This window comes from Neobacillus terrisolis, from assembly GCF_051233475.1.
Lineage (GTDB): Bacteria > Bacillota > Bacilli > Bacillales > Cytobacillaceae > Bacillus_BU.
Genome location: NZ_JBKFGH010000002.1, coordinates 216903 through 240034 on the forward strand (window position 1 = coordinate 216903; position 23132 = coordinate 240034).

A 23132-nucleotide genomic window follows, 5' to 3' on the forward strand; every position below is an offset into this window, starting at 1 on the left:
ATGTAATTTTCCATCGATAGAGCTTGGTTTCATTTTACAATAAATAAACAGATTTTTTAGAAAATTAAAAACCAAACATTCGACAAGAAAAATTGACATTTATCGAGGAAAGAAAAAAGCAGGGGACAAGCCCCTGCTTAAAAACACCTGCACTATATTAACTATTAAAGTACTTTACTTAAAAATGCTTTTGTTCTCTCTTGCTGAGGATTTTCAAATAATTCTTCCGGAGTATTTTCCTCGACAATGTATCCCCCGTCCATAAAGATGACCCGGTCACCAACTTCACGTGCAAAGCCCATCTCGTGAGTAACGACAACCATTGTCATTCCTTCTTTCGCCAGTTGTTTCATAACTTCTAGAACCTCACCAACCATTTCTGGATCGAGAGCCGATGTTGGTTCATCGAAAAGCATAATTTTCGGTTCCATCGCGAGCGCTCTAGCAATAGCAACACGCTGCTTTTGGCCCCCGGAAAGTGAGTCTGGGAATGCGTCTGCTTTATCCTCTAACCCGACCTTCCGAAGCAATTCCATCCCTTTTTGGCGCGCTTGCTCTGCTGGGATTTTTCTTACCTTAATTGGCGAAAGGGTGATATTATCGATTACTTTTTTATGTGGAAACAAGTTGAATTGTTGGAATACCATCCCAACTTCGGTTCGTACTTTATTAATATCCGTCTTTTTATCAGCTAGGTCTACTCCCTCAATATAAATATGACCACCGCTAATCGATTCAAGCAGATTAATACATCTTAAGAAAGTCGATTTACCTGATCCGGATGGACCAATGACAACGACCACTTCTCTTTCTTTAATAAAAGCGTTTATATCCTTTAAAACCTCATTATGACCAAAAGACTTTTTTAATTTTTCCACCTTAATCATTCTGTTTTCAACCTTCTTTCAATGATGTTAAGTAGGAAACTTAAAGATAAAGTTAATACTAAATAAATTAATGCTGCAAGTAAATATGGTTCCCATACTCTAAAATATTGACCTGCCATTGCTCTTCCCCAATACATTAACTCCGGTGCTGCAATGACCGCTGCAAGAGAAGATTCCTTAATGAGGGTAACAAATTCATTCCCTAATGGAGGGATCATTCGCTTAACGGCTTGAGGCAAAATAACATAACGCATCGCTTGAACATGGTTCATACCCAACGAACGCGCTGCTTCCATTTGTCCATTATCGATCGACTGAATACCGGCTCTAAAGATTTCAGAAATATAGGCGGCTGAATTTAAAGATAACGCAAGAATTGCTGCTAAAACTGCATTCGTTTCACCTGTAAACGTTGGAACTACCCCAAAATGAATTAATAGAATTTGAACGAATAATGGTGTCCCTCGGAAAAAGGATATATAAAGTTCAAATGGGAAAGCAAGGATTTTATTTCTCATCATCTTTCCTAACCCAATGATTAATCCCAATACCGTACCAATCAAAATACCTGCTAATGATAAACCAATTGTAAGAAGTGTTCCTTTTACAAAAAAAGGAGCATATTCTACAATGATGTCAAACCTGAAGTCCATCTTTTAACCCCCTAGAGCGAAAAATTGCGTAACATCCATATTTTATAGAGTTACGCAATTTAAATATTGTTAATTCTATTTAGTAAATTCTATTGTTGTGCTTTGATTTTTTCAATATCTGGCTCTGTACCAAACCATTCTTTATAAATTTTTGTATACGTTCCATTATCAAGAACTGTTTTTAAAGCAGCGTCGATTTTGTCCCGTAACTCGCTTCCTTTTGGAAACATAAGGCCATAAAATTCAGCGTCAAATGCATCGGCATCTTCAATGACGATTAATTTGTCATTTGGATTATTCTTTGCGTATTCTTCAACAACGGTATTATCAGCGACCACTGCATCCGCACCGCCACTGTTTAATTCCATAATGGCTAAGTTATTATTTTCAAACTTTTTGATTTTCTCATTGTTCTTACCTAACAATCCTTCAACAGCTTCTTGGCCAGTTGTTCCATTTTGAACAGCCACCACTTTGTCCTTTAGGTCAGCAGCAGATTTAATAGGGCTGCCTTCTTTTACGAGAATTTTATTTGTTGATAAAAAGTAAGCAGATGAGAAATCGTATGATTGCTTTCTTTCATCGTTAATGGTAATTGATGAAACTGCAAAATCCGCACGTTTTCCTTCAATCTCCACGAAAATCGGATCCCAGCCAACATGATCAACTTTCAATTCGTACCCTGCTTCTTTTGCGACAGCATTTACTAAATCTATGTCAAAACCAACGATTTTGCCTTTATCCATATACTCAAATGGAGCATATGCTGCATCCGTTACAACGCGGAGAGTTTTCTTTGTTTCTTTTGATCCAGTATCTTTATCATCAGCTTTTTCATTACTTGTCCCACAGGCAGATAAAATTAATGATAATGTTAATAACAGTAGGAATGAGAGCATGGCCTTCTTTTTCATTAGAATAAACCTCCTCAATCGTTTTTATTATCAATTTTCCTTATTTCAATATTTCTCATAAAAAATTAAATTCTATTCGACATAACTCATTATAATGCCTCGTGTTTTTTTATTCAATATATCGCATAAAAAAACTTTACCAAACTACTATACTAAAATAAAAACCATAGAGATTCTCAACTAATCCCCATGGTTGATTACATAAAAAAATTCAAATAAAACGCGTCACAATGACACTTAGCTAAATATCCAAGCTCAAAAATATGGATATATTTACTACAATGAATATTCTTATATAATTATTCCTAATTTTACATTTATTCCTTTTGTATTCCAAACCTCGCATTGATCTGACCCTTAATCATTTGCTTCCGTATTTTACTGTTTTCTTCCTTGCGAATCTCCTTTAGCATTTCCTGGCGTATTTCGTTTGTCTGTACACCCTCCTCTCGTTTATTGGCAATATCAATTAACCTCTCTACATCGTCAAAAGAATATTTTCGATTCCCCCGTTCAGATCGTTCTGGAAAAATTAACTTCCTTTCTTCATAATAACGAATCTGTCTTTCCGAAAGTCCAGTTAACTCACTAACAACTCCAATGGTGATGACCTTTCTGCTTTTATAGGAAGAATCCATTGTCATCTTCATCCTCACCTCACCGAATAACTGTCATTATTCAAAATTATAACTAAATGTACCGAATATTTACACTATTATGTTAGATTATATAACATATCAAAGAAATAATGTAAGGTTTATTAACAACTTTAATGAGATTTTTAAAAAACTTCGTTAAAATTCTTATAACCAACTAGGAAAAGGATGTGATATTTGTGCCGTTATTGCGGGAGGCAGTTGAAAATTTACGGGTTGTATTTATTAATCGGCTTATCCAAGTGGGTGCATATAAAAAATCTGATCAGACTCTTAACCAGTTGACCTTAACGGAATTAATCAAAGAATATAAAATGGAAAAAAAACGTCTTAATAACAATACTAGATAAATAAAATGCAAATAAACTTAAATAAATATAAAGGGAGTGATTTGGATGAACAGAGAGGCAATTGAACTAGCAAAACAAATTATAGAAATGGACATTAAGCGGGATGAGATTTGGGAAAATCTCACTGTGTTAGCAGGGGATAAAGCCTTTGAACTGTTAAGGAGGATTCAAAACAGTTGAATTTTTATACAATAAAGTAAACTAGAGGCTGACATAAAGGGAAGGTTCCCCTTTGAGTCAGCCTCTTTTATTCAACACCTTTGGCATGTCTTAACAACAGATTATGAAGAACTCGATCATGATCTATCTCAGCTGAATTTTGGAAAAAGTTAGCTCCTTTTTCTCGCGCGATCTGGATAAATGCATCTGCTACCCGAGGATCAAAATGAGCCCCTCTGCATCTGGCCACCTCATTGATTACATCTTCAAGAGCCCAGCCTTCTTTATAGGATCTTGTCGAAAGCATCGTATCGACCGAATCACAAAGAGTAACAATTCTTGATTCGATTAAGATTTGGTCCTCTTTAAGCTTTCGAGGATATCCTTGGCCATTGAAATGTTCATGATGTTGACCAATTATCGTTGCAACCTTTTCCATCCCTTTCGTTTGTCTAATAATTCTTTCACCGATTAGAGTATGTGTTTTTATAATATTAAACTCCATTTCAGTTAGGGCTCCTGGTTTTTGCAGAATACTCTCACTTATTGCCAGTTTGCCAATATCGTGAATGAGCGCACCCCGTTTAAGATCATAAAGGCTTTCCTCTGGTAGTCCAAGCCTTTTTCCAATTTCCACTGCATATTTTGAAACACTGGAAGAGTGACCAAAAAGACTATTGTCTCTCGCATCAATTACTTGGGATAGCGTAAAAAGCAGCTGTTCATTGTTTTCTTTTAAAATATCGTTAAATTGCTGAAGTTGCTCCACCTGTTTTTCTTTTTCTTTACTAAATAAATACATGTTGTAGCGCATTAAAAATAGCGGGAGCACAAAACCCACTAAGCCATATATGTAGAATAAGTCATAAACAACGGCTAGTAAAAGACCGATGAATGCGATTAACCCATAACTAACAATAACCCAGTCTAAAGAACTCTTAATGACATTTTGCAATTTCTCACCTGATGCTAAAGAAATTACTACAGCAATAGTAACTATATCCAACATGACAAAAGTAAACATTGTAAGCAAAAGAGGACCAATATTCACAGGGCTTAAAAGATCGATATTTCCAGTGCCTAAAAGATTTGAATTCTCAACTTGGAAGGTATCCCATACTAAATAACTAATATATGTAATATTTACAGTTTGACATACGTTAAAAGAAAATTTATATATATCCTTTACAAATGGAACTAAGGCTACTACTAACCCATAAAAAAATGCAAAAGTAATTATTTCTAGTGGATTAAACAATATTATTGATGCTAATAAAACAGCTGAACCTGCCGAAATACTTACAGCTTCTCCATTGATTGAAAATGCGTTCAAGCTTTTCACTTCAAAGAAACAACCAAATACTAAGAAGGGAATTAAGTCTACAAAAGAAAAAGAATAATTTTGAAATAATACAAATAAAAATATAAGTATTGTTAATGTTATATGTGCATATATATATATCTTTGTTTTTATCCCCATTATCCCAGTCCCTTCACGGAATTGAATTATCATAAATAGAATTCAGAAATAATATTTCATCTACAATAACCCAAATCCTATATAACGATGTTTCTATTAATATAATAAACTACTTCTTATATTAATTTCACATAGAAAATCAACATAATAAAAATAATTATCATTTCATTAAAAAAGCTGTCAGAATTATTATCCTGACAGCTTTGCAATCACTATTGATTACTAATTTCTTTACCTATAGCTTCCCATTGGGATTTCCATGTCAACTTTGCCCAATCTGCACTTTTCCAAGTAAGTTTGAGCCACTCCAGGTTTTTCCATGTTAGTTTTGAATAATCGACAGTGTTATCCGAGGAGTTAATGTAATCAGACCTTGTCCAATTATTATAAGAAGTTAAGTCTAGTTGATTTAAATATTCTTTATTGTTTGCCAACTCGATTGCTTTTTTTACATCAATGATGTTAGCCGCTTCTGTTGCAGTTGCTTGGTCTGTTTGTGTAAGAATAAATTTAATTTGGTCAGGGGTTAAATCTGGATTAGCTTCTAATAACAATGCAATAGCACCAGTAACAACCGGCGATGACATCGAGGTTCCGCTCATTTCAATATAATTGCTATTATATACCGACTCAGGATGTTCAGTTGCCAAAATAACTGTAGGCGATGGCAGGTACGATACTAGCTTTTCACCTGGTGCATTTAATTCTGGCTTAGCAACTCCTTCTGAAGTGATCCCACGTTTTGACCATGGAGCTAAATTAATTAAACTTGGTGTAGATTGACCCTCACCATTAAGTGCACCTACGGTAATAACAAATGGATCGCTTGCCGGCGAATAATTTATATCCCCTTGATTGTATTGATCATTTCCCGCTGCCGTTACAACCGTCACACCATTTAACCATAATTGTTCTACAGCAGCACTTATTGGACTTTCAAGATAAGATTGAGAGATTGTAGATGAAACAGATAGGTTAACAACTTTTATATTGTACTCATCTTTATAATCAAACACCCATTGAAGTCCTAATAATAAATCAACTTCATCCACTTCTCCAGCATCATTACCTAGCTTTACACTAATAATATTTGTATCAGGGGCAACTCCGGTTTGGATGCTATTTCCAGTAATAATCCCTGCAACATGCGTACCATGCCCATACAAATCATTAACAGTCGTTGCTAAAGGATTGATTGCCACAGCATGGGAAACATTTAGGTCAGAAATATTTCCTACACCGCTATCCAAAACAGCAACCGTCACACCTTTCCCCGTAAATGGTACATTCGTTGCATTAATTAATTCCTTATGGGTGTTCCTTTGGCCAAGTGCTTTTCCAAGCTTATTATCTTCACCAATTCTTTGTGTAGTAGATTCAACTGGTTGACTCACACTTACTTTTACAACACCATTCATTCCCTTTACTTGATCGATTCGATCTGCTGGTACCGTGGCTATGTAACTATTAATAAGTTCTACTTCCTGATTAATGGTGCCTCCAATAGATCTAATAATAGTATTTGCACTAACACCTGGTTTTACTTGGAGAATAATTTCTTTTGTTGCTACTTCTGTTTGAACTTCTTTAATTGGTAAATTCGATGTACTTGCACCATATAACAACGAAGTAGACAACGCTACTGCTGTGGTTAAAGCAAACAGTTTTGATGGAATTTTCACCTATTATCCCTCCTTATTCTTAACTTTTTTTACAGAAAAAAATTTTTTAAAATTCCTTGCTAAAAACGATTATTAATCCTGCGATTGATTCACCTAAACTGTAATTCACTCTCACTCCTTTTAAAAAGACGTTATTATTTACCTGAAATGACAATTTAATTCTCTTGATATATTCTTGCGCAGTCGTAGAATAATTTTATCCTATATTTTGGTTTTTGAATTAAAGCAATTTTGAATATTTAAGTAATAATAGTAAATTTATCCTATGTACAGGACTTATGAATCAAAAAAGACGCCAGCAAATTGCTCCGGCGCCTTTTATTTTATAGCTTCCTAATTATTTTGAGATCAAAATCTTTCCGACAGAACCATCAGCACTGTGCCCAAGAACTCTAAGTTTCAAACCATAGGTCGGAACGTTACGACCAACATCCGGTAATACTGGTGTTACATATTTCTTACTATCATCAAAAATTGGATTGATGGTAGTTGCATTATCTTTCATGGTAAACGAACCATAATCTAGGAACATATTCGCCCCTTCTTCCACATTAAATGCCGCATCGTGCATTTGGTAGCGGCTTCCGCCAAGCTCCCCATCACTCCAACGATTGATAATTTGATCTGCATCGACCACACCCAAGAATCCTTCTCCTGGATGAATCCCAGTCCAGTTATCGCTGTATGCACCATCTACATACCAAACTACTAAACCACTATCATATGACATTAGGCTGGCACCACGGCGAATATTGGCTAAACCTTGATCCACTCCATTATGAGATCTCCACTCTAGCAAGTAATAATGGTCTGCCTTAAACTTCCCTAGATCCTTATTAAAACCGGCTAAAGTAAACTTACTGTCTCCTTCTGCATCATCGAAAAATACCTCTGCGCCATTTACAACGATTGAAATATTATCAACATAGAAACCTGGCATAGCTACAGCAACATCCGACCAATAATTAAATCTTAACTCTATTTTTTTACCAGCATAAGCTGCCAAATCAAACTGGCCATCAACCCATCCAGCTGATTTTCCGGTTATACCATGACCAGGATTTTGATCATTTGGATTATCGGTAGTCGTAATATTCCCTTGGATAGCTACCCAATCCTCCGATCCCTCTTCTTTCACTTGAATCGATCCATAATCCCAATCCTGTTCAATGTCATACCATGTTTTAAAATTCAATTGGGCACTAGTAGCACTTGTTAAATCAACTGATGCAACCATAGAATGATCCAGGTTATCTCCACTTCCGCTGAAATATTCATATTGTCCACTATATGGAGTGTTAACGGTAATTTCCTTCTCCGGAAGACCGATTTTTATCGCATCAGGATTAGATCCTTTTGAAGCACCTTCATCTAGTAAAACTTCTGTTCCTTTTGCATTTATATCGCTAAGGTTGAACGATTTGCCAGTCAACCAGTTTCCGCCAACATAGTTTTGTAAAAATTCCTTTGCATAAGCACTAAACCCTGTTGGTTCGGTTCCAGGAATTTTACCTGCCCAGCTTCCACTCGACATAATCGACCAGTAACCAACTGGTTCACCTGCTCCGCTATAATAAGTATCATACTCATCCGGAAGCTCTAAGTCATGTCCGTATTCATGGGCAAAAACTCCCGCTGCACCATCGGCTGGCTCAATTGTGTAATCATAAGCATACATTGTCCCTGCACCAAAATAATCTATATCTGGGGTCGTTCCTGGAATGGTAGCCAGTCCACCTAAATTGGATCGATGGGACCAAATCGCATCACCAGCTAACGCTCCTCCTCCAGCTTCCTCGCCAACAGATGAATGAACAACCATCAGGTGATCAATAATCCCATCAGGCTCACGAGTATTTCCATCTCCATCTAAGTCATAACGATCTTCTTTATCATACTCATTTAGGTTTACGCCAGCAGCTGCTGCAGCCCGAACTGCTTCCTTGACCAACTCTCTTGGATTATCGTCATTGCCATCAGGAGTCGGAACATTCTTTCCGTAATAGGCTGCTGGATGCTTCGCCTCATACCAACCAACGACATTTCCACCAATCGTATAGCTTCCTCCTGACTGCTCTTCATAATATTTTTTAACAGAGATCAGTTTTTCACCATTTGGTCCCTTATAATACCCATCCTCTCCACCGAAGAGCATGTCCTGATAATGTTCCCTTGTATACTCTTCATAGAACATATCCGTATCTCCAGATTGGATCTTTTCACTTGCCTTAAAATCTGGATATTCTATTAAAACGACTAAAATATTATCTTTTCGGACGCTACCATTCCAGCCTTCCTTCTCGATTGGGGCAACCGTTGTACTCTTTGTCTTCCCTACCTTATTCCCCTTTCCGCTGGTTAACCCATTAGCAGCTAGTTGGTCTTGCACTGTATCCTTTAATTTCTTTTCCTGCTTATGGAGGTCTCCTCCTGCACTGGTTGCATTTGCTGCTTTAGCATTCAAATATTTTTGGAGACCCTTTTCGGCCTGTGACTGGGTAGCGTTTTTTGGAATAACGCCCTGTTTCTTCAACATTTCTATTAATCTTTCATCATTGGCAATTCCTAAATCAAATGGGGCATGGCTGTATGAAGAGGTTTCATTCCTTCCTTGGGACTCTGTAGGTGTAGAAGAAACTGTTCCTGCTGTAAAGGCCAAGGAACTTGCTAAGAGAGCTGCAGTTGTAACACTAGAAAATACTTTTAATTTCGAGCCTTTCTTCAAACGATTTCCCCCTCTTGTTTAATTATTCTAAAATAACTAGGATTCCATTATAGTTGACAAGTTAATTAATTTCAATTTTCGAAATAATCCACAATTAGACATTTTTCACATCGAAACCTTCTAGTATAAACAGGAAATAAACCTTAATAATAAAGAGTTTTATCGCTTTTTTTTACAAAGAGCTAAAGATTCTGAAATTTAGGGTATTTTGTCATTTCCTAGGGAATAACGAAGTAATCTAGATGAAAAATAGGTTAAATTTACTATATTACTCAAACGACTGATATCTCTGCCTTTCGACACCATTCCCATCTTTAGTAAAAAAATAAATTCTTTTGCCCCCATAAAAGCAATTCTAGTCAACGTAATCCTTTAGTGAACGATGCGATCGCACAAAAAAACATTTTGAGGTGGACAAATATGAAGATTTTTTCAAATAATCAAATAAAGAAAATTACTAAAGGCTCATTAGCACTTGTTTTAGCAAGCACTTTCACATTTTCATCAATTGCTTTTGCAAATGAAGATACTACAGAGGAAGCAACTTATGAGACTGTGAACTTACAAGAGGTACAATCACAACTAGAAAGCACTCAAACTGAAGCACCATCTTTAATTCCTGGAGACTTCTTTTATTTTGCTAAAATTGCTTTAGAGAAAATTAAGTTAGCGGTAACGTTTGACAATGCCAAAGAAGCTGAATTGATGGCAACATACGCATCTGAAAGATTAGCAGAAGCAGGCGCTTTATACGGTGAAGGAAAAGAAGCGGAAGCACTTGAAGTTATCCAAGCGGCTATTGAGTATATGGAAAACTCACAAAATATTGTTGATGAAGAAACTGATGCAGAGGAAGTAGCCTCTGATGACCAAGATACAAATGATGATAGTGTTAAAGAAGAAGCAGTAACAGAAGAAGATGATGCAGATACAACAGAACCTACTTCTAATGAAGAAAGCTCTGAAGAACAAGACTCTTATACAGAAGTAGAAAACACTTTAAGAAATAATATTATCGCCTTAAAAGCGGCAATGGAGCATGTAGGAAGCGATAAAGCAAGAGAATCATTACAAAACAATATTGATAAAACCTATGCAAAAATTGAGAAAAAGCTCGCAAAGCTTGAAAAGAAATATGGAACTACAGAAGAAGATGACCAAGCAACTGATGAAACTACCGATTTAGATACCGTAAATGCCCCAGAAACTACTGAAGAAAATACTGAAACAGTAACAACTGAACCTTCTGAAACTGTAGTTGACTCAGCTGAAACAGTAACTGTACCGAATACAGTAAGTACTGAAGAAACTGGAAAAGGCAATGCAAAAGCAGTAGAAAAAGAACATGGAAAACAACAAGCCAAGGCTGAAGTGAAAGCGCAAGAAAAAGGAAACAGCGCTCAAGCTAAGCAAAAGGAAAACAAAGGAAATAAAGAAGGAAAATAAAACCAATAGAAATATGAACACCAATAAACACGCCCTGGACATTCCAGGGCGTGTTATTTTATCCTATTTCACGGTACTGCAGCTCATTACCTACAAGCATAATCCATTCATATTGTCTTAGTCTTATTTGAAATAAGGTAAGTGGGTCGTTAAACCGTTCAGGACTTACACCCATTTCATTGAGTTGTGTTTGGTTAGCAAAAATGGTTGCATTTGTATCGGTAACTAGTTGCTGAAGCACCATATCCGGAGTCGTGAAAAACATCGAAATATCACGTTCAAGCCCCTTTTCAAATAGCTCAAACTGCTGAAGAAGCTTTGAGGCGATAGACTGCGCTATTTCAACGTAGTCCTCACTTTCAATAAATTGTTTATATTTGCTGCAAAGCATTTTCTTGTTTTGCGTGATGGCACCTAAAAGCTTCCCTGCACTTTTTAACAAAACCTGTGCTGGTGTCATTCGAAGGAGAATGTTTACTTTTTCCAAATTCACACTGCTTGTCATTCGAAAAACATCCCTGCTCCAATCGTCCAACACCTTAAAATCACATTCAAGATCAAGTCGCTCTTCATCAAACATGGCATTAAATCCAGTAGCTAATTCCGTTAAACTTGCTTGAATTCTCTTGAATTCCTCACTAGAAGCATCGACCCACATCTGAAGAGAAGCCTGAAACTTCGGAAGTGCCGTCTCCATAATATATTTTTCAATTCTTACATTCATTTCCTCGTTCAATTCAAGATGAATTTTTCGAAAATCACTATCTTCTTTAACTAATGAAGAACACTCTCTCAATAATTTAGGAATGGCCTCGATTACTTCATAACGAATGTCTTCTTTTTCCTTTTGATATGATTTTTTGATTAAGCGAATGGTGTCCGACTGTACATCATTAAGTTGATTAATTGCACCTGTCAGCTTTCCGACCATTTGTTTATTCCAGTTTACAGAATCTAGCAAATTGTTTTCTAATTCTACCCGCTTTTCCAATAACTGACCAATTAAATATTTAATAAAGGACAACACTCTGGAAGATCGCTCTTCCTCAATGCCTTGTTCTTTTATCGTCCCTGTAAAGAAATCGCCCAGTTCTTGCAACTCGCCCCAACTCGATTCACGAAGCGAATAGGTGAATACTTTTGCAGTCGGAAAATAGCTGCTTATCATGGATTGAAGAGACTCTTTAGAAGCTTGAGGCACCTCTCCATGTGTTAGTAAAAGAAAGTGGACTGGCAGGTCCGGCTTAGATTTTTGAATTTCCATAAACAAAATTCGCTCATTTTCGGAAAACACCATTTTTTCATTAACTAAAAAGACTAAGCCATCCGCCATATTTAAACATTCTTCATTAACATTAGTTGAATGAATTACTGATATTTTGGTTTCCCTTAAGAAAACACTTGGAAGTCTAACCTCGCTCCATTTAGATCGATCAACATCTTGGCTAAAATTCAATTCTTTATTTAGAAAAGGCACTTTCACCATTTCTGTGTCCGTCATTTCAAAGGTTTCTGCAGAATCATCGTTTGTATATAATACGTTTGAAACTCTCGATTCTATAGTTGGCTCTCCGATCAAACTATGGAAAAATGCCTTCTTTCCGTTTCCAGCATCACCAGTAACCAGCAAATATCGTGTAGAAAGGTCTGCCAATTTTTCAACGATCCATCTTAGCTTTGGACTAACAAGGATATCTTGACCTTCTGCCCATCTACAAATAGATTCAAACAATTTTATGCTGTCATCAATCTTAATCTTGCTTTCACCTGACTTGGACATTATTTGTTCCGCATCGGAAACTATTTCGTTCGGTATACTGGCAGGGAATAACTCATTCCAAGCCAAAATTGCCGAAGCAGAAAACAATAGGTCTTCTTTTTCTGCGATTTTCAACCAATTAGAAATTAAACTAGGAATAACCTCTGAAATCTCTTTGATTAAATAGTTCCCATCTAACAAATGGAGATAGGTTTCACGAAATTGCCCAGATAAGTCAAACCATGATTGACCTTTTGTTATTTCGATACTTTCAAACAAACGATTAAATTCTGTTAACCAATTAAAATAATAATCTCCTTGCTTATATCCCTTCCAAAGAGCAGTGATAAGCTTTTCAAATCTTCGACCGTCAATTTTCCCTAATGCTGTTATTACTTGTAGAAAATAGCTAGGCTCTACTGATTTTGTATACCCACGATCGACATATCCGATTACTGTATCAAACCATTGCAATTCTTCCGTACGAACCGCTTCATTTACAGCCAGTTCAAGACTATTTTCCCAATCCTGCTGCTCTTCAAAAAACAACTTTGCTAATTGGGTGACAGTTGGATAATCAGGGTTAAGTGCAACAGCCTGTTTAATCATTTGAACGGCATCGCCAAGCTTTCCTTCCTGTATGTAAAGTGAAAACAATTGAATCAATACCTCAGTTTTTAATGTCGTTGAGTCCGAATCAATCGATTTATAAATGTTTTCGGCATTAGAAAAAAGCTCTAATTCATAATAGGCATCGGCCATATTCTTTTTCGCCCAAGGCTCAAGCTCATTTTTGATATTTTCCCATTTGAAAATGGCCGTTTCAAAATCTTTGGAGTGATAGTATATTTCTCCCTGAGCAAAACGAATGTACGATAAATCAGCCAAATCATTTTGTTGTTCTTTAATGTAGATTTCCCCCAGAACCTCAACAGGATGGCGGTTTTCTGATGAATCCATATATGTTTCGTAATATATCTTTTTCAAAAACTGTTCCTCGGGCATCGCTTTACCTCCGATTTACGTATTTCAGTCATTTTTATGCGACAGTTTCTAATACAATGACCTCATATTTCTAACACAGGTTAATTAGCATCATTCATTTTCCTGCTACCCTTTGTCTGCACATTTTGATGATAATAATAAATTCGCCAAAATTTAGGCTACTTTGAGGGTAGGACCTGTTTGTTTAATTTACCGAATTTTTGGAATTTATAACCTTGAAGATAATTATAGCTAATTTATTAAAGGAGGGAAAAGGATTAGCCCGTGTTTTACAGTTTTTTATTGTTAAAAACTAAAAAAATCCCGCCATTATTTATTAAGGTACAAATAATGGCGAGATTTGGTTTTTTATTTACATACAGGCAAGTGGTTAAGGAAATTTTGGTAGGCAAAACCTCTTACTTCTTCCTCTTTGTAGTGCTTTAATAATTCATTGATTAAGTTTTGTGTTTGGGAGGCATTTTCTAAATTCCTAACGAAATGGTTTATCCCATCAAAATCTGATCCTAAACCAATCTGCTTTGCACCACCAAGGGAACAAAAATGATCAATATGATTGACGAGATCGGCGATCGTTGCCTCACCATCTTCTTTAATAAAAGGCGGATGATACACAACGTGGATTGTCCCCCCATTTTTAAACATCGCAATCGCTTGCTCATCCGTCAAGTTTCGAGGATGGTTACACAGCACCTTGGAATTAGAATGGCTGGCTATCGGATAGCGGGCTAGCTCCATTACGTCCCAAAAGCCTTTTTCGCTAAGATGAGAAACATCTGTAAACACTTGATGCTGATTGTTCAGATGAACGATTTCTTTTCCAAACAAGGTCAGTCCCCCACCACGGGGTTCCCCGGCCCCATCAGCAGCTAAATTTGCTGTATTCCAGGTCAGCCCAACTGATTTAATTCCCAGCTGATATAGAATTCTAAGTTTGGATAGATCATTACCAATTGCATCGACACCCTCAAGTGTCAGCATCGCGCCAATTTCTCCTGGTTTTAGTTTATAAAAATCCGTCCATTTTCTAATGTGCTTCATATCAGGATTCTTTCCTAGTACTTCTTGATAAAAGTAGTCGACTTGCTCCAAGACAACTTGGAACTTTTGTTCCTGCTTAATTTCAGGCTCAATAAAAATAGCGAAGCATTGTACCTTCACCTGTCCTTGTTTTAGCCGCTCTTTATTTGTATCAAGCTCGGGAGCATCCGCAAACCGTCTCGTTCCCTTTCCCTCCCAAAGCTTTAGCAGTGCATCACAATGTAAATCGATGACTTCCATCCTAGTTCTCCTCCCACTGGAACTTTAACTATTATTATTTTAAATGTTTTTATGATTTTATGCATAGGCTCCTTTCCTTAATCTTAATAAAATGGCCCACCTAATTTAAAAATAGGTGGGCTCCGGCTTTATTTGTTAAGACGTTGGTTCTTAATGATTTGGTTTCGTTCCCCTCCATCAGATAGTTCCTCGGAGAACTCATGATCGATTGCTTCAAATTGCTTTGAAGATTTGATTGTTTTTGGGGATAAATTATTATTTGGTGCAGCTTCTTCATTTAACTTTTCCTTTTCCATACATTCATTCCTTTCGCTGTTTTTGTTTAGTATGAGAATTAATGAGGAAAACATGCGTAACAAGATGTTTCCCTCTGTTTGTTTTTAACATTTAAACAGTGAATATGTAATACATCAACGTTCGCAATAATAAAATGGTATTGGTAGTACATTCAACACACCAAAAGGAGGAAAACGTATGGGAGCTAAGTACTTCAAGATTTCGGTGGTTTATTTTGTAATTGCTATCATTCTCGGTATTGTTATGGGTATTATTGGTAATTTTGATTTAACCCCCGTCCACGCTCATTTAAATCTGCTTGGCTGGGTGTCTATGGCACTCTTTGGCGCTATTTATCATTTTTATCCTCAAGCTGGAGAAACAAAGCTCGCAAAAACACATTTTTGGCTCCATAATATCGGAGTTCCTTTCATGCAGGGAGGGCTCGCTTATATGGTCCTAACGGACAGTGAATCACTTATGGTTGTTGTGATTGTTTCTTCCTTGGCTATTGTCTTAGGCGGGATTTTGTTTTTGGTTAATGTGTTTAAGAATATTTAAACCCTGCACGTTAAAAAAAAAAGGATTAGGTTCTTCGAGTAACGGATTCAGTTGCCTATAGCAAACATTAAAAAAGACTAACAAATTGCGTGGTAATTTGTTAGTCTTTTTTAATTGATATATCAATCTTTCAAAATATTTGGTCGCGGACATAGGAACCGCTATTTTAACAAAAAGGGGTGTTTTGAAAGGCTAAGCGGACAACAGATCCGTTATTTGATCATAAATCGGCATTATTCAGTGGTTTTTATGGAAATAAGGGATCCTGTGTCCTCTTAAGCCAAGAAAAGTGGTTATTTTAACAAAATAAGAGCCTCTGTGTCCGTTCAATTTCAATAAGCTATCTTTCCAATTAATAGCCTATATGTTAATTTCTTCGTGTAAATAATAAAAGAGTTTATTATGATCATTTTCTACTATTCGGGAAATTTCTCTTGAGATCTCGGAATCACTATTATATTTGCACTTTGGATCCAACATAATTCCCATTACTGTCCCACTATGCGCAACAATAGTCCCACCGCCATAGGAACTAGCAATCCTTTCAAGCTCCGAAAAAAAGGGTTTTGGTAAAAATTTTTGATTTATAGCTGCACTTATCGTACTAGCTTTTATTATTGGGGATAAGTCCTTGTTTTTTATACCCATTTTCACTAATTCATAGGCATCGAGGAACATGTTTCGATCCGTCTCATCATACTGTTTTGTTATTTTATTAAATGCAACAGTATCAACAACCCCACCAAGGTCAATACCGATCAAATAAAAAGACGGGATTTTTCCTAGGTTCTCAATGAGTTCTCCGTTTATGTAGTCATATGCAACTGAGCCTTTATACATAACGGCATCGGTTGGTTCAATACTACTTGCTATGGTCGAGATGATTTCTTCAGTAATTTTTAAATCAAAACTATCAGCTACCGCACTAATCGCTGCTACGATGTCTGCAGAACTGCTCGCCATTCCTTTTCCAGGTGAAATATTGGAATTAATCATAAGTGTTCCACCACACTTTATATCAAATAAATTCAACAATTTATTACAAGCCTCAATTGCCTTTACTTTTGAAGAAGGCCCTTCTACATGTAAACTGGCAGGGGAAGGAATAAAAGTTGCCTCGGTTTTTAGGGCTTCTATTGGGAACGTAACTAAAAAAGGACGCTCATCCAGAACGCCTTGTAATAATTCTCCAAATGTACCGTTGCAAGTCCCTCGTCCAATTTTCATACTAATACCCCTGCTCTTTTTTACATTTTTTATATGTAGTAAAACACTGTCGATAAAACAACTAAAACAATACAAAAAATAAGTGGTGTCAGCCTCATAATCTGTACGGTTTTAATGATATCATCTGCTTCAATTTTTCTGTTTGGTTCCCCCATTTTTGCACGGTGAGAAGCTATTCCTTGATAAAAATTGGTTCCCCCAAGCTGGATTCCTAATGCACCTGCTACGCCTGCCTCCGTTATTCCGCTATTTGGGCTTGGATGTTTTCGAGCGTCACGCTTGATCATTCGCAAAGCATTTAGTACGTCCAACCTTTTCACCCAACAAGCAACCAAAAGAAACAAGGCCGTTAGTCGAGCCGGTATATAATTTAACACATCATCCAAACGGGCAGATGCCCAGCCTAGATTTTTATATTTTTCATTTTTGTACCCTACCATCGAATCTAAAGTATTCGCCGCTCGGTAAGCCATTGCCAGTGGCGCCCCTCCAATTAATGCAAAAAACAAAGGGGACGTAATCGCATCCACAATATTCTCCGCAACGGTTTCCACCGCACCTCGGGAAATTTCACTTTCATCTAAATGCTCTGTGTCTCTTCCGACAATCATCCCTAAGCTTTTACGGGCTTGCGAAAGATTGTTTTCTTTTAAATAATGGTACACTTCCATTCCTGCATCACCTAAACCTTTAGTGGCAATGGTCGTGGAAATGAACCATATTTCCAAACCAATCGCCAGCCATTCATGCAGTAAGCCGGCTATGTATAATAAAAAAGCAACCATTAAATATGTGCCGCCAACAATGACGATTGGGAACAGCAAACCAGCTGCTTTGAGAAATTTTTCGCTTTTTACAAGCTTTCTAATCATTCTTTCTAAAATAGTAATCGCTTTCCCCATGATCACGACTGGGTGAATAACAATTCGCGGATCGCCGACGATTCTATCAATAATATAAGCTATAAAAATATAAATGGCATGAACCAGCATCGAATCACCTAATCCTATAAATTCCTGATAACTTCATGAGTCGCATCATAGACGAGGCTTGCGATTGCATTTCCAATCGTTGTAGCCACACCTGCATATTGATGAGTTGGATACCTCACGTTATTTTGACTGACCGCTAAAACGACTGAATCCGTGGTCGTTCCGGTTGCAATATCTCCGTCCTCATCGGAAATATTTAGGTCCTGCAGAGCAGCCGCTTTTGCCTCGGTTGCCGTAATAATTCCATTTACCATTGCAGAATGGGAGAGACTACTATCGATAAAGATAAACGTATTAATCGTCCCAATCTGATAGGCAGAGTAAGTTTTTCGTTTTTTTCCGGCCCTGGCAGCATTTCCCACACCTGCTGTCACACAACATAGGATCCGAAATTCATCGCCGACCATTTCTTGAATCGAAGCAATATGAAGGAAGGCAGCCGTTTGCAGTCCTAGAGAATCAGCAACAGGATAACCCCATTCTGCTAATTTCTGCGCCATTAATTTAGTCGGATCAGTTGAGGAGTAATCGATTGGAACCTTCCAATTCACAAACTTGCTGACTTGATTCCATCCGCCTCCATAGACCGCACTGCTGATCGTTTCCAATTTTGTTGGATGGCGGAACAACAAATGGTCTTCCTTTTTTTCAATCTGTAGCTCTGGCCAAACCATAGATTGATAGTATTTTTGATCTTTTAAAGGCTGCATGATCGATTCCCTCACATTTACTACTATTTATTCGGCGTAATTCTGGTAAACTCTCCAGTGTGCTTGTCGTATTGAACCTCTAATCCTGCTCCGTGTTTAACCCCTTCAACGATCCAAAATTGTTTCTCGTCTCCAAGGAGCCACTTACTGCAAAACCAACGAATCGGCCCCCCATGACTTACAATGATGATTCTTTCATTAGTGTCTATTTGATCCAAAACCTGATTAAACCATTTATCAAATCGAGCCCCCAGAATGGCTAATGTTTCACCCTTTGGAGGTGCAACCGTATATGGATCGGTAATCCAAGCGTTTAATTCGACTGGATTCTGTCCTAAAATCTCTTCGTAAGTCAAACCTTCCCAATCTCCAAAATTTAATTCTCGAAGTGAAAAGGTCGGTACAGGTATAAGATTTAAGAAATCACCTATGATTTGCGCCGTTTCTTGCGCTCTTCTTAGATCACTGCAATATATAGAAGTGAACTTTTCATTGGTATCGTCCTGTAATAATTGCAAAGACGAGTCGATGATCTGCTTCCCGCCATGGTCGTTTAACGGTGGATCCGAATGCCCCAGATAACAATGGGCTGCATTTTCATTTGTTTCCCCATGTCTTACGAAAACAATCCTCATCACATAACCCTCCATAAGGCTAACGAAACAAACAAGAACACCACTTCACTCCACTCGACCAGCGCTCCATAGCAATCTCCGGTCAGCATTGCTAATTTTTTATAAATATTAAAGACTAATAGCCCGCTCATTAAGGTTGTACCACTTAAAAGCAGGAGACCATTTACACCTAATAAATAATAACTCAAAACAACCGTTGTTGTAAAATTCAAAAAAATAACCATTAATGTCAAATAGGTACGAAGCCCTTCACCTATCCCGCCCTGCTTTCGGTAAGGGAAAAAACGAATCGCACTGATTAATAAAAAACGAGCCACAAAGGGGCTAATAAGGAGAATAATTGCGAATTTCAGCCGCAGCAGTTCATACACCGCGACCCATTTCCCACCGATTAAACAAATGGCTGCGATGACCCCCATTGCACCAACTCGACTGTCCTTCATAATTTCTAACATTTGTTCCCGGCTGCGATTGCTGCCAAAACCATCAGCCAAATCCATCCAACCGTCAATATGTAATCCACCCGTGATCCAGATCCAGATAAGTACAATCAGAAATGCAGAAACGGTTGCAGGAAAAAGGTCGTTTAATCCTAAAGAAGCAAGATAAAGCACCCCGCCTATTAACAGACCAACAAGCGGAAAATACATCGCGCTTTTGTGCCAGTCGTTTGGGGAAATATTTAATTTCGGAAGTGGAATACGTGTCAAAAACATTAATGCCGCAAAGAATCCCCTCATGGTTTTAACCTCACTGGTAAACCCGAAAAGACTGCATAGGCTTCATCTGCTGCATTTGCAATAAATTGATTGCATTCTCCGAGGGTATCATGGAAAAAACGGCCTAAACGAGACATCGCTACTCCCCCCAAACCAACCTCACTGGAAACGATAATAATTTTCTGGGGCAGTTTGCTAATACATGAAATCCACTCCAATACCTCTTTGCGAATTTCTTGCTTGTGTCTCTCCTGATACAGCTCTTCTTCAGGTATATGAATCACTCGATTTGTTAACCAAGTCGAAAAACAATCAACTAGGATCACCTCATAATCTAAATAACGGTTGCATGAACTAACAAGCTCATTTGGTTTTTCAACAGTCCCCCAATCACTAGGGCGGCGTTGTTGATGCTGCTCAATCCGCCTTTGCATCTCAGCATCGGTGTTTACACCAAATGCAACATATAGAACAGACTGATCAAAGGAGGCAGCAAGCTTTTCAGCAAACTCACTCTTTCCTGATCGTACTCCTCCTGTTATATAGGTTATCGTCATTTTCTCCATTTCCTCTCTTCGACAACTTCTTGTAGTGTGGCTAGGAGTTCATCATTTTCCTGCTTTGTTCGAACAGCTATCCGAAAATCATGTAAACTTAAGCCGGGGTACATGGCACAGGAGCGAACCATAACCCCCTTTTTGCCCATTTCCCATTGTAAGTCCTCTGCTAAAATCGACCCAGGAAGGCGAACCAACAGAAAATTGGCTTGTCCAGGGAAAACAAACCATCCTAACCGGTCTTCTATTAAATTCTTCAAATATTCTCGTTGTTCCTCGATTAGCGTAATCGTTTTTTCTTCATAATCGAGCTCCTCTAAACAGATCTCTCCTGCGGCAAGCGCTAACTGATTTACACTCCAAGTTACTTGTTTTTCTTGTAATCTTTCAATTATTTTCGGATCGGACACTGCATAGCCAAGACGTAATCCTGGAATAGCATAAAATTTAGTCATCGAGCGAACAAAAATGATATGTTTATAGTTTGCTAAGTCAGGCATTAATGTTACTTGTTTATTTTTCGGAAGAAAATCGATAAATGCTTCATCAACAACGAGAAATGTATTTGAAGCTTCTGCCTGTTCAGCAATCGCTCTCAACTCTTCTTCGCTATAGGTGACGCCGGTCGGATTATTGGGATGACCAATAAAAGCAAGGTCTACATCATCGAAAAGAGCAAATAAATCAGCGAGCTCAGGTTTAAAATGCTTCTCCACTTTACCAAAACAAGCCTTTATTTCTGCCCCGAAAGCCATTGACAATTTTTCATACTCAGAAAAGCAAGGATAAACAACTCCAACTGTTTTAGGCTGTAACGCTAATATAATTAAAGCCATACACTCTGCAGCCCCGTTGCCAATGACTAAGTGTTCTTCGCCAATGCCTAACCTTTTGGAGAGCTTCTCCTTTAACTTGCGTTGAGCCGGGTCTGGATAATGAACAATGGTTTCAAGCTGATCACGAAGCACCTGCATCACCCGTGGCGGCGGTCCCAGTGGATTTATGTTCGCACTAAAATCCAACAGTGGCTGTGAAACCAATCCAAACTGCTTTTGTGCGGTAAGGAGATCACCACCATGGCCATATTTTTCAATCCATGCCATTAAAACTCAATTCCTTTCACCGCTTGAACCCCGTCCTGGTAATAATGCTTTACTTCTTTCATTTCGGTCACTAAATCGGCAGCCGCGATAATCTCGTCCTTGGCAGAACGGCCAGTAATAACAAGATGCATGTCAGAAGGGCGGTTATCAATTAACTGCACGACCTCTTGCAGGGGTAGAACGTCATCGATTGGGAAGGTTTGGATTGCTAAAGCATTGTTTAATTCATCCAAGATGACAAGATCATATTCCCCTGAATTCACCTTTTCTTTCGTAAATGCCCATGCCTTACTTAAGGCTTCGCGATGCTCCTCCGGTGTTTTTGTCCACGTAAATCCGATGCCAACTTGATGCATTTCAATCCCAAGTTTTTCAAAGCTGATTTTCTCACCATAAGTCCTGCTTGGTGATTTAATAAATTGAATCATTAACACACGCTGACCTCGACCGGTTGCCCGAATCGCGAGCCCTAATGCCGCGGTCGTTTTACCCTTCCCATCACCGGTGTAGACCAATACCAATCCTTTTTTCTCGCTCATTGTTAGCACCACCTTCCCCTTTACTCTATTTGCAGACAGATTAATTACCCTTCAATCTCCTCAAACCACTTAATTTTCTCCCTTAACGAAACAACCTCACCAACCAGAACAATCGCCGGATGAGTAATCTCTGCCTTCAGTACGACTTCCTCAATATCCGCTAAACAACCCGTTACTGTTTTTTGCCTGTCTGTTGTTCCCCATTGAATGACGGCCACTGGTGTCTCAGCACTTTTTCCATGGGCAATCAATTGCTGACAAATATAACTCAAATTGCCAATCCCCATATAAAAGGCAATCGTATCAATTCCGGTTGCAAGCGCAGACCAATTAATATGATCGGCGTTCTTTTCAGCACGGCCATGACCGGTTACCATCGCAAAAGATGATGCAAAATCACGATGAGTAATCGGAATACCTGCATAGGCCGGTGCAGCGATACCAGAAGTAATCCCTGGAATAATTTCAAATTGAATTCCGTGCTCCGCCAACACTTCAGCCTCTTCACCAACCCGGCCAAAAACGCATGGGTCTCCACCCTTCAATCGCGTTACAATCTTACCCTTTTGAGCATGATCCACTAATAATTCGTGGATTCTATCTTGAATTACGCCATGCTTGCCCGGAAGCTTTCCAACAAAAATTAGTTCTGCGTCAGGCTTAGCATAGGATAATAGCTTTTCATTTACTAAACGGTCATAAAGAATGACATCCGCTTCTTGGATACATTCCATTCCATAAACCGTAATGAGCTTTGGATCGCCCGGTCCAGCTCCAACTAAATAAACCTTTCCAACTGTCATCTTTTGCGACACT

General features: G+C 38.0%; 23 protein-coding genes. 4 read left to right on the top strand and 19 right to left on the bottom strand.

The window, feature by feature from the left end; translation table 11 throughout:
- Positions 1 to 164: 164 nt before the first annotated feature.
- The 4 genes from ACI48O_RS01435 to ACI48O_RS01450 form a co-directional block, all read right to left on the bottom strand.
- The gene (locus tag ACI48O_RS01435) at positions 165 to 887 is read right to left on the bottom strand and encodes an amino acid ABC transporter ATP-binding protein (RefSeq protein ID WP_435559913.1); all 723 of its coding nucleotides are present in this window, start codon (positions 885 to 887) and stop codon (positions 165 to 167) included.
- Complete coding sequence (locus tag ACI48O_RS01440) at positions 884 to 1540, bottom strand: amino acid ABC transporter permease (protein ID WP_435559914.1); 657 nt, start codon at positions 1538 to 1540, stop codon at positions 884 to 886. Before ACI48O_RS01440 ends, ACI48O_RS01435 begins: the two co-directional genes overlap by 4 nt.
- An 89-nt stretch (positions 1541 to 1629) precedes the next feature.
- Positions 1630 to 2454 carry a basic amino acid ABC transporter substrate-binding protein gene (locus tag ACI48O_RS01445; protein ID WP_435559915.1) on the bottom strand — a complete coding sequence of 275 codons (825 nt, stop codon included), beginning with the start codon at positions 2452 to 2454 and terminating at the stop codon, positions 1630 to 1632.
- Between the two features lie 317 nt (positions 2455 to 2771).
- Positions 2772 to 3098, bottom strand: a complete 327-nt coding sequence (locus ACI48O_RS01450; protein ID WP_435559916.1) for a MerR family transcriptional regulator — start codon at positions 3096 to 3098, stop codon at positions 2772 to 2774.
- A 191-nt stretch (positions 3099 to 3289) separates the two neighbouring features.
- On the opposite strand from ACI48O_RS01450, the gene ACI48O_RS01455 reads away from it, so the two are divergent.
- Both ACI48O_RS01455 and ACI48O_RS01460 read left to right on the top strand, forming a co-directional pair.
- Positions 3290 to 3460 carry a Fur-regulated basic protein FbpA gene (locus ACI48O_RS01455; protein ID WP_435559917.1) on the top strand — a complete coding sequence of 57 codons (171 nt, stop codon included), beginning with the start codon at positions 3290 to 3292 and terminating at the stop codon, positions 3458 to 3460.
- 45 nt (positions 3461 to 3505) lie between these two features.
- Positions 3506 to 3640: a hypothetical protein gene (locus tag ACI48O_RS01460; protein WP_435559918.1), complete on the top strand. Its 135-nt coding sequence runs from the start codon at positions 3506 to 3508 to the stop codon at positions 3638 to 3640.
- A gap of 67 nt (positions 3641 to 3707) precedes the next feature.
- Here the strand turns inward: ACI48O_RS01460 and ACI48O_RS01465 are convergent, their stop codons facing one another.
- The 3 genes from ACI48O_RS01465 to ACI48O_RS01475 all read right to left on the bottom strand — a co-directional run bounded on the left by ACI48O_RS01465 (position 3708) and on the right by ACI48O_RS01475 (position 9506).
- Positions 3708 to 4961 carry an HD-GYP domain-containing protein gene (locus tag ACI48O_RS01465; protein ID WP_435559919.1) on the bottom strand — a complete coding sequence of 418 codons (1254 nt, stop codon included), beginning with the start codon at positions 4959 to 4961 and terminating at the stop codon, positions 3708 to 3710.
- 350 nt (positions 4962 to 5311) lie between these two features.
- Positions 5312 to 6781 carry a S8 family peptidase gene (locus ACI48O_RS01470; RefSeq protein WP_435559920.1) on the bottom strand — a complete coding sequence of 490 codons (1470 nt, stop codon included), beginning with the start codon at positions 6779 to 6781 and terminating at the stop codon, positions 5312 to 5314.
- Between the two features lie 337 nt (positions 6782 to 7118).
- A complete protein-coding gene (locus ACI48O_RS01475) occupies positions 7119 to 9506 on the bottom strand; it encodes an immune inhibitor A domain-containing protein (protein ID WP_435559921.1) in 2388 nt (795 codons plus the stop codon).
- Between the two features lie 420 nt (positions 9507 to 9926).
- On the opposite strand from ACI48O_RS01475, the gene ACI48O_RS01480 reads away from it, so the two are divergent.
- Positions 9927 to 10952 (top strand): DUF5667 domain-containing protein, encoded by a 1026-nt coding sequence (locus ACI48O_RS01480; RefSeq protein WP_435559922.1) that lies wholly within the window; start codon positions 9927 to 9929, stop codon positions 10950 to 10952.
- Between the two features lie 58 nt (positions 10953 to 11010).
- On the opposite strand, the gene ACI48O_RS01485 is transcribed toward ACI48O_RS01480, so the two are convergent.
- The 3 genes from ACI48O_RS01485 to ACI48O_RS01495 all read right to left on the bottom strand — a co-directional run bounded on the left by ACI48O_RS01485 (position 11011) and on the right by ACI48O_RS01495 (position 15293).
- The gene (locus tag ACI48O_RS01485) at positions 11011 to 13716 is read right to left on the bottom strand and encodes a GTP-binding protein (protein WP_435559923.1); all 2706 of its coding nucleotides are present in this window, start codon (positions 13714 to 13716) and stop codon (positions 11011 to 11013) included.
- A gap of 348 nt (positions 13717 to 14064) precedes the next feature.
- Positions 14065 to 14997, bottom strand: coding sequence for a dipeptidase (locus ACI48O_RS01490; RefSeq protein ID WP_435559924.1), 933 nt, complete (start codon positions 14995 to 14997; stop codon positions 14065 to 14067).
- A 128-nt stretch (positions 14998 to 15125) separates the two neighbouring features.
- Positions 15126 to 15293 carry a hypothetical protein gene (locus ACI48O_RS01495; protein ID WP_435559925.1) on the bottom strand — a complete coding sequence of 56 codons (168 nt, stop codon included), beginning with the start codon at positions 15291 to 15293 and terminating at the stop codon, positions 15126 to 15128.
- Between the two features lie 178 nt (positions 15294 to 15471).
- Between ACI48O_RS01495 and ACI48O_RS01500 the strand changes: the two genes are divergently transcribed.
- A complete protein-coding gene (locus ACI48O_RS01500) occupies positions 15472 to 15834 on the top strand; it encodes a cytochrome-c oxidase (protein WP_435559926.1) in 363 nt (120 codons plus the stop codon).
- A gap of 360 nt (positions 15835 to 16194) precedes the next feature.
- Here ACI48O_RS01500 and ACI48O_RS01505 read toward each other — a convergent pair whose 3' ends face one another.
- Genes ACI48O_RS01505 through cobA form a run of 9 tightly spaced genes read right to left on the bottom strand, consistent with a single transcriptional unit; the run spans position 16195 to position 23119 of the window.
- On the bottom strand, positions 16195 to 17061 hold the full coding sequence (locus ACI48O_RS01505) for a GHMP family kinase ATP-binding protein (RefSeq protein WP_435559927.1): 867 nt from the start codon (positions 17059 to 17061) through the stop codon (positions 16195 to 16197).
- Between the two features lie 29 nt (positions 17062 to 17090).
- The gene (gene cbiB / locus ACI48O_RS01510; protein ID WP_435559928.1) at positions 17091 to 18053 is read right to left on the bottom strand and encodes an adenosylcobinamide-phosphate synthase CbiB; all 963 of its coding nucleotides are present in this window, start codon (positions 18051 to 18053) and stop codon (positions 17091 to 17093) included.
- A gap of 14 nt (positions 18054 to 18067) precedes the next feature.
- Positions 18068 to 18763, bottom strand: a complete 696-nt coding sequence (locus tag ACI48O_RS01515; RefSeq protein ID WP_435559929.1) for an adenosylcobinamide amidohydrolase — start codon at positions 18761 to 18763, stop codon at positions 18068 to 18070.
- Between the two features lie 23 nt (positions 18764 to 18786).
- On the bottom strand, positions 18787 to 19398 hold the full coding sequence (locus ACI48O_RS01520; RefSeq protein WP_435559930.1) for a histidine phosphatase family protein: 612 nt from the start codon (positions 19396 to 19398) through the stop codon (positions 18787 to 18789).
- Positions 19398 to 20138, bottom strand: a complete 741-nt coding sequence (gene cobS / locus ACI48O_RS01525; RefSeq protein WP_435559931.1) for an adenosylcobinamide-GDP ribazoletransferase — start codon at positions 20136 to 20138, stop codon at positions 19398 to 19400. The genes ACI48O_RS01520 and cobS overlap by 1 nt, the downstream gene beginning before the upstream one ends.
- Entirely contained in the window at positions 20135 to 20674 is a 540-nt protein-coding gene (gene cobU, locus ACI48O_RS01530) for a bifunctional adenosylcobinamide kinase/adenosylcobinamide-phosphate guanylyltransferase (protein WP_435559932.1), read from the bottom strand. Before cobU ends, cobS begins: the two co-directional genes overlap by 4 nt.
- On the bottom strand, positions 20671 to 21777 hold the full coding sequence (gene cobD / locus ACI48O_RS01535; RefSeq protein WP_435559933.1) for a threonine-phosphate decarboxylase CobD: 1107 nt from the start codon (positions 21775 to 21777) through the stop codon (positions 20671 to 20673). The genes cobU and cobD overlap by 4 nt, the downstream gene beginning before the upstream one ends.
- Positions 21777 to 22328 (bottom strand): cob(I)yrinic acid a,c-diamide adenosyltransferase, encoded by a 552-nt coding sequence (gene cobO, locus ACI48O_RS01540; RefSeq protein ID WP_435559934.1) that lies wholly within the window; start codon positions 22326 to 22328, stop codon positions 21777 to 21779. Before cobO ends, cobD begins: the two co-directional genes overlap by 1 nt.
- Positions 22329 to 22360: 32 nt before the next feature.
- Positions 22361 to 23119: a uroporphyrinogen-III C-methyltransferase gene (cobA, locus tag ACI48O_RS01545; RefSeq protein ID WP_435559935.1), complete on the bottom strand. Its 759-nt coding sequence runs from the start codon at positions 23117 to 23119 to the stop codon at positions 22361 to 22363.
- Between the last annotated feature and the right edge of the window lie 13 nt (positions 23120 to 23132).

What these genes read in the sequence shown, in the direction of transcription:
- ACI48O_RS01450 (WP_435559916.1), bottom strand. Translation starts at nt 3,098, where the DNA reads ATGACAATGGATTCTTCCTATAAAAGCAGAAAGGTCATCACCATTGGA.
- ACI48O_RS01485 (WP_435559923.1), bottom strand. Translation starts at nt 13,716, where the DNA reads ATGCCCGAGGAACAGTTTTTGAAAAAGATATATTACGAAACATATATG.
- ACI48O_RS01520 (WP_435559930.1), bottom strand. Translation starts at nt 19,398, where the DNA reads ATGAGGATTGTTTTCGTAAGACATGGGGAAACAAATGAAAATGCAGCC.
- ACI48O_RS01440 (WP_435559914.1), bottom strand. Translation starts at nt 1,540, where the DNA reads ATGGACTTCAGGTTTGACATCATTGTAGAATATGCTCCTTTTTTTGTA.
- cobD (WP_435559933.1), bottom strand. Translation starts at nt 21,777, where the DNA reads ATGGCATGGATTGAAAAATATGGCCATGGTGGTGATCTCCTTACCGCA.
- ACI48O_RS01445 (WP_435559915.1), bottom strand. Translation starts at nt 2,454, where the DNA reads ATGAAAAAGAAGGCCATGCTCTCATTCCTACTGTTATTAACATTATCA.
- cobU (WP_435559932.1), bottom strand. Translation starts at nt 20,674, where the DNA reads ATGACGATAACCTATATAACAGGAGGAGTACGATCAGGAAAGAGTGAG.
- ACI48O_RS01505 (WP_435559927.1), bottom strand. Translation starts at nt 17,061, where the DNA reads ATGAAAATTGGACGAGGGACTTGCAACGGTACATTTGGAGAATTATTA.
- ACI48O_RS01435 (WP_435559913.1), bottom strand. Translation starts at nt 887, where the DNA reads ATGATTAAGGTGGAAAAATTAAAAAAGTCTTTTGGTCATAATGAGGTT.
- ACI48O_RS01500 (WP_435559926.1), top strand. Translation starts at nt 15,472, where the DNA reads ATGGGAGCTAAGTACTTCAAGATTTCGGTGGTTTATTTTGTAATTGCT.
- ACI48O_RS01490 (WP_435559924.1), bottom strand. Translation starts at nt 14,997, where the DNA reads ATGGAAGTCATCGATTTACATTGTGATGCACTGCTAAAGCTTTGGGAG.
- ACI48O_RS01480 (WP_435559922.1), top strand. Translation starts at nt 9,927, where the DNA reads ATGAAGATTTTTTCAAATAATCAAATAAAGAAAATTACTAAAGGCTCA.
- cobA (WP_435559935.1), bottom strand. Translation starts at nt 23,119, where the DNA reads ATGACAGTTGGAAAGGTTTATTTAGTTGGAGCTGGACCGGGCGATCCA.
- ACI48O_RS01515 (WP_435559929.1), bottom strand. Translation starts at nt 18,763, where the DNA reads ATGCAGCCTTTAAAAGATCAAAAATACTATCAATCTATGGTTTGGCCA.
- ACI48O_RS01460 (WP_435559918.1), top strand. Translation starts at nt 3,506, where the DNA reads ATGAACAGAGAGGCAATTGAACTAGCAAAACAAATTATAGAAATGGAC.
- ACI48O_RS01495 (WP_435559925.1), bottom strand. Translation starts at nt 15,293, where the DNA reads ATGGAAAAGGAAAAGTTAAATGAAGAAGCTGCACCAAATAATAATTTA.
- cbiB (WP_435559928.1), bottom strand. Translation starts at nt 18,053, where the DNA reads ATGCTGGTTCATGCCATTTATATTTTTATAGCTTATATTATTGATAGA.
- cobS (WP_435559931.1), bottom strand. Translation starts at nt 20,138, where the DNA reads ATGAGGGGATTCTTTGCGGCATTAATGTTTTTGACACGTATTCCACTT.